Source organism: Pseudomonas sp. P39-UII1, from assembly GCF_039672635.1.
Classification (GTDB): Bacteria; Pseudomonadota; Gammaproteobacteria; order Pseudomonadales; family Pseudomonadaceae; genus Aquipseudomonas.
Genome location: NZ_JBDFPP010000001.1, coordinates 343,202 through 356,454, shown reverse-complemented (window position 1 = coordinate 356,454; position 13,253 = coordinate 343,202). Strand labels below are relative to the sequence as shown.

Below are 13,253 nucleotides of genomic sequence, written 5' to 3'. Positions count from 1 at the left end.
GTGTCAGTCCAGTAGAGAAAGGGTGACCGGAGTCAGGTGGTTGTCCTCGACCCGCACCTGCAGCTCACCTTCGTTCAGGCGGGCAGTCAGGCGTTGGCCGTTGCGGGTCTGCTCGGCGCTGCGAATGGCTTGGCCATGCTCGTCGAGGAGGATGCTGTAGCCGCGCGCCAGGGTCGCCAGCGGGCTGACCACCTGCAGCGTCTGCAGCTGGGCCTGGAAGCGTTGGCGGCGATCCTTCAGCACGTCGCGCATGGCGCGCGGCAGGCGCTCGGCGAGGCTGTCCAGGCGTTGGCTGAGCAGTTTCAGCGTACGCCCCGGATGCTGCGCGGCCAGCCGCGTGTCCAGGCGTGCCAGGCGCTCGCGGCGCTGGTTGAGGTTGAGTGCGAATGCCCGGCGCAGGCGCATGTCCAGGTCGTCCAGGCGCTGGGCCTGTTGGCGCAGGCGCTCGCCGGGGTGGCGCAGGCGCCGGGCCAGCGATTCCACGCGCAGGCGGTCGTGGCTCAGGCGGTTTTGCATGCGCAGCAGCAGGCGCCGTTGCAGGCCATCGAGGCGTTGCTGCAGGCCACTGCTGTCGGGGGCCAGCAGTTCGGCGGCGGCCGATGGCGTGGGCGCGCGAACGTCAGCGACAAAATCGCTGATCGACACGTCGGTTTCATGGCCGACGGCGCTGACGATGGGCGTGACGCAAGCGGCCACGGCGCGGGCCACGGCTTCCTCGTTGAAGCTCCACAGGTCTTCCAGCGAGCCACCGCCACGGGCCAGGATCAGCGCATCGAAACCGAGGCTGTCGGCCAATTGCACGGCGCGCACGATCTGCGCGATGGACTCGCGGCCCTGCACGGCGGTGGGGATGAGGCTCAGCTCCACCTGGGGGGCGCGGCGGCCGAACACGCTGATGATGTCGCGGATCACTGCGCCGGTGGGCGAGGTGATGATGCCGATGCGCTGAGGATGGGCTGGCAGCGGTTTCTTGCGTTCGGTGCTGAACAGGCCCTCGGCGCCGAGTTTTTCCTTCAGCGCCTCGAAGGCCAGGCGCAGGGCGCCGTCACCGGCGGGTTCGACGCTGTCGAGAATCAGTTGATAGTCGCCACGCCCTTCGAACAGCGATACCTTGCCGCGCACCCGCACCGCCAGGCCGTCCCGCAGTGCCTGGCGCACGCGCGCAGCGTTCTGCCGGAACAGTGCGCAGCGCACTTGAGCGCCGCTGTCCTTGAGGGTGAAGTACATGTGGCCGGAGGCCGGGCGGGCGAGGTTGGAAATCTCGCCTTCCACCCAGACGCTGCGGAACACGTCTTCCAGCAGTACGCGGGCGCGGCCGTTGAGCTGGCTGACGGTGAGGACCTCGCGGTCCAGGCCGAGTCGTTCGAAGGGGTCTTTGATCATGGGGGCATGATAAGGGGGGAGGGTGAGGGCGCCAAGTGCATGGGGGAGATTTCTGGTTTTGGTGGGGGTAGGCGATGTCTGTGGGCGCACGCCTTCAATTTTTCAGGGCGTTTGAGATCGAGCGCCGCGCGGGCGGCGCTCGATCTTGAGGCCGCTATAAACTTCAAGGCATGCACCTGTTCGCCCACATACAATCCCGCGGCATGCTGGCCAGCCTGGCGCTGATCGGTCGCTACCTGAGCGCGTGAGCGGTAGAATCAGCCGATTACCGCAGTTGGCAGGCCTGTTTGACCCATGAACACCCAGAGCATCATCGTTCCGAAACTTTCCACCGTCCCGGTGCACGAGGCCCGCGCTCGGGCCATCCTGCGCTGGCTGGTGCGCGAAAAGGTGGTCGAGGAGCAACTGACCACATGCGGGCGCACCGGCAACCGCATGGGCCATGCCCTGGCAGAAGGCGCGCGCAAGGTTGCCTTGCACCCTGAAAAGTTGCCGTTTGGCGCACCGGTCAACGGGTTGGAAGTGATGCTCAAGCGCTGCATCTATACCCCAACTGCCGGGTTCCTCGAAGAAGCCGGTTGCCCCGAGTGCCGGCGCGAAGTGGGCGAGCCGTTGTTCGAAAGCCTGGAAGAATGGATGCCGGGGGTGAGCGACAACTTCACCTGCCCGTTGTGCGGCTTCGAAGACGACATCAATGGCTTCATTTACCTGCAGCCATGTGCCTTTTCCAACCTGGGGTTCATCTTCAACAACTGGGGCGAGGCCGGTTTTACCCAAGCCTTTCTCGACAGCTTCGCCGACTGGCTGGACCAGCCAGTGGCAGTGGTGCAGGTAAAACTGCCAGAACGCTGACCGAAGGCCCTTATTTTGCATTGAGCGGCGCGCCGTGGATGAGTATAATGGCGCGCTTCCATTTTTCCCGCCCGGGAGCCCCCGCGATGCTGCGTATCAGCCAAGAAGCCCTGACTTTCGACGATATCCTCCTTGTACCTGGCTATTCCGAGGTACTGCCCAATGAAGTCAGTCTCAAGACCCGTTTGACTCGTGGCATCGAGCTGAACATCCCTCTGGTTTCCGCTGCAATGGATACCGTGACCGAAGCGCGTCTGGCCATTGCCATGGCTCAGGAAGGCGGCATCGGCATCATCCACAAGAACATGACCATCGAGCAGCAGGCCGGCGAAGTACGCAAGGTCAAGAAGTTCGAGGCTGGCGTGGTCAAGGACCCGATCACCATCGAAGCCGACGCCACCGTGCGCGACCTGTTCGACCTGACCCGCCTGAACAACATCTCGGGTGTTCCGGTGCTGGAGAACGGTGACCTGGTCGGTATCGTCACCTCCCGTGACGTACGCTTCGAAACCCGCCTGGATGCCAGGGTGCGCGACGTGATGACGCCCAAAGAGCGCCTGGTCACCGTGCGCGAAGGCGCCGACAAGAACGAAGTCCGCGAGCTGCTGCACAAGCACCGCCTGGAAAAAGTCCTGATCGTCGACGACAAGTTCAGCCTCAAGGGCATGATGACCGTCAAGGACATCGAAAAAGCCAAGGCCTACCCGCTGGCCAGCAAGGACGACCAGGGTCGCCTGCGCGTCGGCGCTGCGGTCGGCACCGGCAAGGACACCGGCGAGCGCGTTGCTGCCCTGGTTGCCGCCGGCGTTGACGTGGTGGTGGTCGACACCGCCCACGGTCACTCCAAAGGCGTGATCGACCGCGTTCGTTGGGTCAAGGAGACCTACCCGCAAGTGCAGGTGATCGGCGGCAACATCGCCACCGGCGCTGCGGCCAAGGCCCTGGCTGAAGCCGGCGCCGACGCGGTCAAGGTCGGTATCGGCCCTGGCTCGATCTGCACCACCCGCATCGTCGCCGGTGTCGGCGTGCCGCAAATCAGCGCCATCGCCAACGTCGCCGCCGCACTGGAAGGCACTGGCGTGCCGCTGATCGCCGACGGCGGCATCCGCTTCTCGGGTGACCTGTCCAAGGCCATCGTCGCCGGTGCTTCGTGCGTGATGATGGGTTCGATGTTCGCCGGTACCGAAGAAGCGCCGGGTGAAGTCGAGCTGTTCCAGGGCCGCTCCTACAAGGCATACCGCGGCATGGGCTCGCTGGGTGCGATGGCACAGGCGCAAGGCTCGTCCGACCGTTACTTCCAGGACTCCTCGGCCGGCGCCGAGAAGCTGGTACCGGAAGGTATCGAAGGCCGTGTTCCTTACAAGGGCGCCCTGGCCGCGATCATCCACCAGCTGATGGGCGGCCTGCGTTCGTCCATGGGCTACACCGGCAGCGCGACCATCGAAGAGATGCGCACCAAGCCGGAATTCGTGCGCATCACCGGTGCCGGCATGGCCGAGTCCCACGTGCATGACGTGCAGATCACCAAAGAAGCCCCTAACTACCGCGTAGGCTGAGGCTTCCAGCAACATCAGCATGCGGGGCTGTCACGACAGCCCCGCGTCGTTTCCGATTTCCACTGACGAGATTGAGTCATGGCCCTCGACATTCACGCTCACCGCATCCTGATCCTCGACTTCGGTTCCCAGTACACCCAGCTGATTGCCCGCCGCGTGCGCGAGATCGGCGTGTACTGCGAACTGCACCCGTTCGACATGGACGATGAAGCGATCCGCGAATTCAACCCGCGCGGCATCATCCTCGCCGGCGGCCCCGAGTCGGTGCACGAAGCCAACAGCCCACGCGCGCCGCAGGCCGTGTTCGACCTGAACGTACCGCTGCTGGGCATCTGCTACGGCATGCAGACCATGGCCGAGCAACTGGGCGGCAAGGTCACCGGTTCCGACCTGCGTGAATTCGGCTACGCCCGCGTTGACGTGGTCGGCAAGAGCCGCCTGCTGGACGGCATCGAAGACCACGTCGATGGTGACGGCGTACTGGGCCTGGACGTGTGGATGAGCCACGGTGACAAGGTCACCCAGATGCCGGGCGACTTCCACGTGCTGGCCAGCACCCCGAGCTGCCCGATCGCCGGCATGTTCGACGATGCACGCGGCTACTACGGCGTGCAGTTCCACCCGGAAGTGACCCACACCAAACAGGGCGGCCGCATCCTTTCGCGCTTCGTTCAGGAAATCTGTGGCTGCGAAGCCCTGTGGACCCCGTCCAACATCGTCGAAGACGCCATCGCCCAGGTGCGTGAGCAAGTCGGTTCGGCCAATGTGCTGCTCGGCCTGTCCGGCGGCGTCGACTCGTCCGTGGTTGCCGCGCTGCTGCACCGCGCCATCGGCGACCAGCTGACCTGCGTCTTCGTCGACAACGGCCTGCTGCGCCTGCACGAAGGCGACCAGGTGATGGCCATGTTCAAGGAGAACATGGGCGTCAAGGTGATCCGCGCCGATGCCGAGGCCCAGTTCCTGGGTAACCTGGAAGGCGAAGCGGACCCGGAGAAGAAGCGCAAGATCATCGGCCGCACCTTCATCGACATCTTCGATGCCGAAGCCAGCAAGCTGGAAAACATCCAGTTCCTTGCCCAGGGCACCATCTACCCGGACGTGATCGAGTCGGCTGGCGCCAAGAGCGGCAAGGCCCACGTGATCAAGTCGCACCACAACGTCGGTGGCCTGCCGGAGGAGATGAACCTCAAGCTGGTCGAGCCGCTGCGTGAGCTGTTCAAGGACGAAGTACGCAAGATCGGCCTGGAGCTGGGCCTGCCGTACGACATGGTCTACCGCCACCCGTTCCCGGGCCCGGGCCTGGGCGTGCGGATCCTCGGTGAAGTGAAGAAGGAATACGCCGACATCCTGCGTCGCGCCGACCACATCTTCATCGAAGAGCTGCGCAAAGCCGACTGGTACCACAAGACCAGCCAGGCCTTCGTGGTGTTCCAGCCGGTCAAATCGGTTGGCGTCGTCGGCGACGGCCGTCGCTACGCCTGGGTCGTGGCGCTGCGTGCCGTCGAAACCGTGGATTTCATGACCGCACGTTGGGCACACCTGCCGTACGAGCTGCTGGAAACCGTCAGCGGCCGTATCATCAACGAAATCGAAGGCATCTCGCGCGTCACCTACGACGTGTCGAGCAAGCCGCCGGCCACTATCGAGTGGGAATAAGTTGAGCCACAAGGGCGCCGCGAGGCGCCCTTGTTGTATCTGGCCGTGACAGACCGCATACCATCCTGCGACAAGACTTCACTTAATCTTTCGCATTTGCAGGTGTATCGTATTCGCCCTTCATCGTCAGCCCTGCTGGCAGCTTGATTGCGCAGAAACGAGGTACCCGCACCGATGTCCTTCACCCGTCGACAAATGCTCAAAGGCCTCACCGGCCTGGTTGTGGTAGGCCTGGGCGCCGGAGGCGCGGCGCGGTACTGGCTGGGCAAGGTCGAGGACGAGAACGCGGGGCACGACTACGAGTTGATCGCAGCGCCTCTGGACGTGGAGCTGGTGCCGGGCTTCAAGACCGAGGCCTGGGCGTTCGGCCCCTCGGCGCCGGGTACGGAGCTGCGAGTACGCCAGGGCACCTGGTTGCGGGTGCGCTTCATCAACCACCTGCCTGTCGAGACCACCATTCACTGGCACGGCATCCGCCTGCCGCTGGAAATGGACGGTGTGCCGTACGTGTCGCAGCTGCCGGTCAAGCCGGGCGAGTACTTCGACTACAAGTTCCGCGTGCCGGACGCCGGCAGCTACTGGTACCACCCGCATGTCAGCAGTTCCGAAGAGCTTGGCCGCGGCCTGGTGGGCCCGCTGATCGTCGAGGAGCGTGAGCCTACCGGCTTCCTGCATGAGCGCACCATGAGCCTGAAAAACTGGCACGTGGACGAGCAGGGCGCCTGGCTGCCGTTCAGCATTCCCCGCGAGGCGGCGCGCAACGGCACGGCCGGGCGGCTCATTACCATCAACGGCCAGGCCAATTCGGTGACCGAACTGCCGGCCGGGCAAGTGGTGCGCCTGCGCCTGCTGAACCTGGACAATACCTGGACCTACCGCCTGAATCTCAAAGGCAATTTCGAGGCGAAGATCTACGCCCTCGATGGCAACCCGGTCACTCCGCGTGATCTGGGCGACGAATACTGGCTGGGCCCTGGCATGCGTATCTGCCTGGCAATTCGCATTCCCGAGGCGGGTGAGGAAATCTCCCTGCGCGACGGCTTCGTGCGCCTGGGCACCTTGCGTTCGGTGGCCAGCAACGACGCGCCGAGCGACTGGCCCCCAGCCCTGCCGCCGAACCCGGTGGCTGAGCCGGACCTGGAGAATGCCGAGAAGCTGAACTTCAATTTCGAATGGGTCGGCAAGGTTTCGGTCAACACCGAGAACGGCAAGCCGCCGAGCCTGTGGCAAATCAACGGCCAGGCCTGGGACATTACCGACAAGACCTGCGCCGACCGGCCAATCGCCACGCTGCAGAAGGGCAAGAGCTACATCTTCGAGCTGAAGAACATGACCCAGTACCAGCACCCGATCCACCTGCACGGCATGAGTTTCAAGGTGATCGCCTCCAATCGCCACGATATCGTCGAGCCGTGGTTCACCGATACCTATCTGCTGGGCAAGAACGAACGCGCCCAGGTCGCGCTGGTGGCGGATAACCCGGGCACCTGGATGTTCCACTGCCATGTCATCGACCACATGGAAACCGGCCTGATGGCCGCGATTGCGGTGGTCTGATGCGCCCGCAGATCATCGATCGCAGCCGCGATCAGGAATTCATGCGCCTGGCCCTGGCCCTGGCTGGCGAAGGTGCAGCCATGGGCGAGGTGCCTGTCGGTGCGGTGCTGGTGCAGCACGGCCAGGTGATAGGGCAGGGTTTCAATCGACCCATTCTCGACAGTGATCCCAGTGCCCATGCCGAGATGGTTGCCATCCGCGCGGCGGCGAAATCCGCCAGCAATTATCGGCTACCGGGCAGCACCTTGTACGTCACGCTGGAGCCTTGCAGCATGTGCGCAGGGTTGATCGTGCATTCGCGGGTGGCGCGGGTGGTGTACGGGGCGCTGGAGCCTAAAGCGGGTATCGTGCAGAGCCAGGGGCAGTTCTTCAGCCAGGGCTTCCTGAACCATCGGGTAATGTTCGAGGGTGGTGTGCTGGCTGAAGAATGCGGGCAGATCCTCAGTGACTTCTTCAAGGCTCGGCGGGCCAAGGGTTAGCCTGTTCTGGCCTCATCGCCGGCAAGCCGGCTCCTACAGGGTCAGCGCAAACCCTATGACTTGCGCTGACCCTGTGGGAGCCGGCTTGCCGGCGATAGGGCCGTAAGGGTTTACATCGGCGGCGACTGTTCTGCCGGTTTGTCTTTGTTCACGCCAGGCACATGCAGGTTGCCCTCGGCCACCTGGCCTTCAAGCTGCGGCTGGGTCACCCAGGTGAGGATGTCGTAATAGCGGCGGATGTTGGCCACGAAGTGCACCGGCTCGCCGCCGCGGGCGTAACCGTACTTGGTCTGGCGGAACCACTGCTTCTGCGACAGGCGCGGCAGCATCTTCTTCACGTCCAGCCATTTGTTCGGGTCGAGCTTCTCGCGCCTGGCCAGGGTGCGCGCGTCTTCCAGGTGGCCGCTGCCGACGTTGTAGGCCGCCAGGGCGAACCAGGTGCGGTCCGGCTCCTTGATGCTGTCGTCGAGCTGTTCCTTGATCAGCATGAAGTACTTGGCGCCACCCTGAATGCTCTGCTTCGGGTCCAGGCGGTTGGACACGCCCATGGCCTGGGCGGTGCGCTGGGTCAGCATCATCAGGCCGCGCACGCCGGTCTTGGAGGTGACTTCCGGCTGCCACATCGACTCCTGATAACCGATCGCCGCCAGCAGGCGCCAGTCCACCTGCTCGACCTTGGCGTAGCTCTTGAAGTGCTTTTCGTACTTGGGCAGGCGCTGCTGCAAGTGCTGGGCGAAGGTGTAGGCACCAACGTAGCCAAGCACGTCGACATGGCCGTAGTAACGGTCTTTCAGGCGTTGCAGGGTGCCGTTCTTCTGCGATTTGTCGAGAAACTCGTTCACTTCGTTGAGCAGGCTGTTGTCATCGCCGGGGGCCACCGCCCAGCGCTGATCGCGGGCGTCGCCCAGGTCGAAGGCAACCCGCACGTTGGGGAAGTACACCTGGTTCATCGCCAGTTCGTTGGAATCGACCAGGGTCAGGTCGATCTGCCCTTCATCGACCATGCGCAGCAGGTCGACCACCTCGACGGCGTCGGACTCTTCGTATTCCAGGCCCGGATATCGCCTTTTCAGGTCGGCCAACTGGTCGGCATGGCTGCTGCCCTTGAGCACCATGATCTTCTTGCCGACCAGCCCTTTGGGCTCGGTGGGGCGGGAACGGCCGTTGCGGTAGATGACCTGCGGGGTCACTTCCAGGTACGGGTGCGAGAATTTCGCCTGGGTCTTGCGCCGTTCGCTGCTGACCAGGCCGGCGGCCGCCAGCACCGGGCCGGACGGTTTGCTCAGGTCGTCGAAGATTTCGTCGAGGTTATCGGCGGTCTCGATCTCCAGCTTCACGCCCAGATCATCGGCGAAACGCTTGACCAGCTCGTATTCGAAGCCGGTTTCGCCGTTACGGTCCTGGAAGTAGGTAGCCGGGCTGTTGCGGGTAATCACGCGCAGCACGCCATCCTCCTTCACGCGCTCGAGGGTGCTGGGTTTTTCAACGCAGGCACCGAGCATCAGAAAGAGACCGGTTGCTAAAAGCCATTTGGCGCAACGCTGGCGCAAAGCAGTGTGGGCGAACATAGCTTGCAGTATACGCAAAGGATGGAGCCCGCCATATCTCGACAACTGATAGCTTGTCTGGTAGCGCAGTCTGTGTTGCACCGGCCCCATCGGACCCGCCCCATACTCAAGGTTGGCGCTGTCCTGTGGGAGCCGGCTTGCCGGCGATGGGGCCGGGGCAGGCAAAACAAGTCAAAATTTTTTGACCCGAAAGTCCGGTTCCACCGCCCGGCAGGCTTGGCTTAGAGCAGGTGCCGAAAGCGGTTGAATTAGGCTAGAATGCACGGCCTCTAAGCACACCCCTTCCTGAGGCTGTCCCGACGATGTTGATCCTGCGCGGCGCTCCTGCCCTTTCTGCCTTTCGCCACGGTAAATTACTCGAGCAACTGAGCCAGAAAGTCCCCGCTGTTACTGGTTTGTATGCCGAATTCGCCCACTTCGCCGATGTCGACGGCGAGCTGACCGCCGACCAGCAGCAGGTGCTGGGCCGTCTGCTCAAGTACGGCCCGAGCGTGCCGGTGCAGGAGCCAAGTGGCCGCCTGTTCCTGGTCGTGCCGCGCCTGGGCACCATTTCGCCCTGGGCCAGCAAGGCCAGCGACATCGCCCACAACTGCGGCCTGCAGTCGATCCAGCGCCTGGAGCGCGGCATCGCCTACTACGTCGCCGGCGACCTGAGTGATGCCGACGCCGCGGTTGTCGCCGCCGAGCTGCACGACCGCATGACCCAGCGCGTGCTGGCCCAGCTGGAGCAGGCATCCGACCTGTTCAGCCACGCCCAGCCCAAGCCGATGACCTCGGTCGACATCCTGGGCGGTGGCCGCGATGCGCTGGCCAAGGCCAACATCGACCTGGGCCTGGCCCTGGCCGAAGACGAGATCGACTACCTGGTCAATGCCTTCCAGAACCTGGCGCGCAACCCGAACGACATCGAACTGATGATGTTCGCCCAGGCCAACTCCGAGCACTGCCGCCACAAGATCTTCAACGCCAGTTGGGATATCGATGGCGAGGAGCAGGAAAAAAGCCTGTTCGGCATGATCAAGAATACCTACCAGATGCACAGCGAAGGCGTGCTGTCTGCGTACAAGGACAACGCCTCGGTGATCGTCGGCAGCGTTGCCGGCCGTTTCTTCCCGAACCCTGAAACCCGCCAGTACGGCGCGGTGAAGGAGCCGGTGCACATCCTGATGAAGGTCGAGACGCACAACCACCCGACCGCCATCGCCCCGTTCTCCGGCGCCTCCACCGGCTCCGGCGGCGAGATCCGCGACGAGGGTGCTACTGGCCGTGGCGCCAAGCCCAAGGCCGGCCTCACCGGTTTCACCGTATCCAACCTGCGCATCCCGGGCTTCGAGCAGCCGTGGGAGCAGGCGTACGGCAAGCCGGAGCGTATCGTTGACGCCCTCGACATCATGATCGAAGGCCCACTGGGCGGCGCTGCGTTCAACAACGAATTCGGTCGCCCGGCACTGACCGGTTACTTCCGTACTTTCGAGCAGGCCATCAATACCCCGCACGGTGAAGAAGTGCGCGGCTACCACAAGCCGATCATGCTCGCAGGCGGCATGGGCAACATCCGTGAAGACCACGTGCAGAAGGCCGAGATCACCGTCGGCGCCAAGCTGATCGTGCTCGGCGGCCCAGCCATGCTGATCGGCCTGGGCGGCGGCGCGGCGTCGTCGGTTGCCACGGGCGCCAGCTCCGCCGACCTGGACTTCGCCTCGGTGCAGCGTGAAAACCCGGAAATGGAGCGCCGTTGCCAAGAGGTCATCGACCGTTGCTGGCAGCTGGGCGACCACAACCCGATCGCCTTCATCCACGACGTCGGCGCCGGTGGCATCTCCAACGCCTTCCCTGAGCTGGTCAACGACGGTGGCCGTGGTGGCCGCTTCGAACTGCGTAACGTGCCCAACGACGAGCCGGGCATGGCCCCGCACGAAATCTGGAGCAACGAATCGCAGGAGCGTTACGTCCTGGCCGTCAGCGCTGTCGATTTCGAGCGCTTCCAGGCCATCTGTGAGCGCGAGCGCTGCCCGTTCGCCGTTGTCGGCGAGGCGACCGAAGCGCCGCACCTCACCGTCACCGACAGCCACTTCGGCAATACCCCGGTAGACATGCCGCTGGACGTGCTGCTGGGCAAACCGCCGCGCATGCACCGCTCGGTCAGCCGCGAAGCCGAGCTGGGCGATGACTTCGACCCGAGCCAACTGGACCTGGACAACGCCGTGCAGCGTGTCCTGAACCACCCGGCCGTGGCCAGCAAGAGCTTCCTGATCACCATCGGTGACCGCACCATCACCGGCCTGGTTGCTCGCGACCAGATGGTCGGCCCGTGGCAGGTACCGGTGGCCGACTGCGCCGTTACCGCCACCAGCTTCGATGTCTATACCGGTGAAGCCATGGCCATGGGTGAGCGTACCCCGCTCGCCTTGCTCGACGCACCGGCGTCCGGCCGTATGGCAATCGGCGAAACCCTGACCAACCTGGCGGCTGCGCAGATCGAAAAACTGTCCGACATCAAACTGTCGGCCAACTGGATGTCCGCTGCCGGTCACCCGGGTGAAGACGCCCGCCTGTACGACACCGTCAAGGCTGTCGGCATGGAGCTGTGCCCAGAGCTGGGCATCACCATCCCGGTCGGCAAAGATTCGATGTCGATGAAAACCCAGTGGAGCGAAGAGGGCGTCGACAAGAGCGTCACCTCGCCGATGTCGCTGATCATCACCGGCTTTGCCCCGGTCACCGACATCCGCAAGACCTTGACCCCGCAACTGCGCATGGACAAGGGCGAAACCGACCTGATCCTGATCGACCTGGGCCGTGGCAAGAACCGCATGGGCGCCTCGATCCTGGCGCAGACCTACGGCAAGATCGCTGCCCAGGCACCTGACGTCGACGACGCTGAAGACCTCAAGGCCTTCTTCGCCGTGATCCAGGGCCTGAACGCCGACGGCCACCTGCTGGCGTATCATGACCGCTCCGACGGCGGCCTGCTGACCACCGTGGTGGAAATGGCCTTCGCCGGCCACTGCGGCCTCGACCTGCAGCTCGACCCGTTGACCGACAACCGCAATGACGTCCCCGCCATCCTCTTCAACGAAGAGCTGGGCGCGGTCATCCAGGTTCGCCAGGATGCCACCCCGGACGTGCTGGCGCAGTTCAGCGCTGCTGGCCTGGGTGAAGGGTGTGTGGCCGTGATCGGCAAGCCGGTCAATAACGCTGAAGTGTCGATCAGCCTGAATGGCGAAGTGCTGTTCGACGACGACCGTCGCATGCTGCAGCGCCAGTGGGCCGAGACCAGCTACCAGGTGCAGCGCCTGCGTGACAATGCCGACTGCGCCGACCAGGAATTCGACGCGCTGCTCGAAGAAGACAACCCGGGCCTGTCGGTCAAGGTCGGCTTCGACGTCAACGACGACATCGCAGCGCCGTACATCAAGAAAGGCGTGCGCCCGCAAGTGGCGATCCTGCGTGAGCAGGGCGTCAATGGCCAGGTCGAGATGGCAGCCGCCTTCGACCGCGCCGGCTTCGCTGCCATCGACGTGCACATGAGCGATATCCTCGCCGGGCGTGTCGACTTCGAAGCCTTCAAAGGCCTGGTCGCCTGCGGTGGCTTCTCTTACGGTGACGTGCTGGGCGCCGGTGAAGGCTGGGCCAAGTCCGCACTGTTCAACGCCCGTGCCCGCGATGCCTTCCAGGCCTTCTTCGAGCGTACCGACAGCTTCGCCCTGGGCGTGTGCAACGGTTGCCAGATGATGTCCAACCTGCACGAGCTGATCCCGGGCACCGAGTACTGGCCGCACTTCGTGCGCAACCGCTCGGAGCAGTTCGAGGCCCGCGTGGCCATGGTCGAGGTGCAGAAGTCCAACTCGATCTTCCTGCAGGGCATGGCCGGTTCGCGCATGCCGATCGCCATCGCCCACGGCGAAGGCCATGCCGAGTTCGCCAGTGAAGAAGCACTGCTGGAAGCCGATGTGTCCGGTTGCGTAGCCCTGCGCTACGTCGACAACCACGGCAAGGTGACTGAAGCCTACCCGGCCAACCCGAACGGCTCGCCGCGTGGTATCACCGGCCTGACCAGTCGCGACGGCCGCGTGACCATCATGATGCCGCACCCGGAGCGTGTGTTCCGCGCCGTGCAGAACTCCTGGCGCCCGGATGAGTGGCAGGAAGACGCCGCGCTGATGCGCATGTTCCGCAACGCGCGCGTCTGGGTGAACTAA

8 protein-coding genes are annotated in these 13,253 nt (G+C 64.1%); 6 read left to right on the top strand and 2 right to left on the bottom strand.

The features are described from left to right. Nucleotides 1-3 precede the first annotated feature (3 nt). A complete protein-coding gene (xseA, locus tag ABEH27_RS01710) occupies nt 4-1,383 on the bottom strand; it encodes an exodeoxyribonuclease VII large subunit (protein ID WP_346611899.1) in 1,380 nt (459 codons plus the stop codon). Nucleotides 1,384-1,677: 294 nt separating this feature from the next. Between xseA and ABEH27_RS01705 the strand changes: the two genes are divergently transcribed. From ABEH27_RS01705 to tadA, 5 genes are all read left to right on the top strand, one after another. Continuing rightward, entirely contained in the window at nt 1,678-2,235 is a 558-nt protein-coding gene (locus ABEH27_RS01705) for a sugar ABC transporter ATPase (protein ID WP_346611898.1), read from the top strand. Between the two features lie 86 nt (nt 2,236-2,321). Continuing rightward, a complete protein-coding gene (guaB, locus tag ABEH27_RS01700) occupies nt 2,322-3,791 on the top strand; it encodes an IMP dehydrogenase (RefSeq protein WP_346611897.1) in 1,470 nt (489 codons plus the stop codon). Nucleotides 3,792-3,869: 78 nt separating this feature from the next. Continuing rightward, a complete protein-coding gene (gene guaA / locus ABEH27_RS01695; RefSeq protein WP_346611896.1) occupies nt 3,870-5,447 on the top strand; it encodes a glutamine-hydrolyzing GMP synthase in 1,578 nt (525 codons plus the stop codon). A gap of 174 nt (nt 5,448-5,621) precedes the next feature. Continuing rightward, on the top strand, nt 5,622-7,004 hold the full coding sequence (locus tag ABEH27_RS01690) for a multicopper oxidase family protein (protein WP_346611895.1): 1,383 nt from the start codon (nt 5,622-5,624) through the stop codon (nt 7,002-7,004). Continuing rightward, nucleotides 7,004-7,483: a tRNA adenosine(34) deaminase TadA gene (gene tadA / locus ABEH27_RS01685; RefSeq protein WP_346611894.1), complete on the top strand. Its 480-nt coding sequence runs from the start codon at nt 7,004-7,006 to the stop codon at nt 7,481-7,483. The genes ABEH27_RS01690 and tadA overlap by 1 nt, the downstream gene beginning before the upstream one ends. 110 nt (nt 7,484-7,593) lie before the next feature. On the opposite strand, the gene mltF is transcribed toward tadA, so the two are convergent. After that, nucleotides 7,594-9,051 carry a membrane-bound lytic murein transglycosylase MltF gene (gene mltF / locus ABEH27_RS01680; RefSeq protein ID WP_346611893.1) on the bottom strand — a complete coding sequence of 486 codons (1,458 nt, stop codon included), beginning with the start codon at nt 9,049-9,051 and terminating at the stop codon, nt 7,594-7,596. Between the two features lie 302 nt (nt 9,052-9,353). Between mltF and purL the strand changes: the two genes are divergently transcribed. After that, nucleotides 9,354-13,253: a phosphoribosylformylglycinamidine synthase gene (gene purL / locus ABEH27_RS01675; RefSeq protein ID WP_346611892.1), complete on the top strand. Its 3,900-nt coding sequence runs from the start codon at nt 9,354-9,356 to the stop codon at nt 13,251-13,253.

Coding starts and splice junctions, on each gene's coding strand:
- xseA (WP_346611899.1), bottom strand. CDS start 1,383: ATGATCAAAGACCCCTTCGAACGACTCGGCCTGGACCGCGAGGTCCTC.
- ABEH27_RS01705 (WP_346611898.1), top strand. CDS start 1,678: ATGAACACCCAGAGCATCATCGTTCCGAAACTTTCCACCGTCCCGGTG.
- guaB (WP_346611897.1), top strand. CDS start 2,322: ATGCTGCGTATCAGCCAAGAAGCCCTGACTTTCGACGATATCCTCCTT.
- guaA (WP_346611896.1), top strand. CDS start 3,870: ATGGCCCTCGACATTCACGCTCACCGCATCCTGATCCTCGACTTCGGT.
- ABEH27_RS01690 (WP_346611895.1), top strand. CDS start 5,622: ATGTCCTTCACCCGTCGACAAATGCTCAAAGGCCTCACCGGCCTGGTT.
- tadA (WP_346611894.1), top strand. CDS start 7,004: ATGCGCCCGCAGATCATCGATCGCAGCCGCGATCAGGAATTCATGCGC.
- mltF (WP_346611893.1), bottom strand. CDS start 9,051: ATGTTCGCCCACACTGCTTTGCGCCAGCGTTGCGCCAAATGGCTTTTA.
- purL (WP_346611892.1), top strand. CDS start 9,354: ATGTTGATCCTGCGCGGCGCTCCTGCCCTTTCTGCCTTTCGCCACGGT.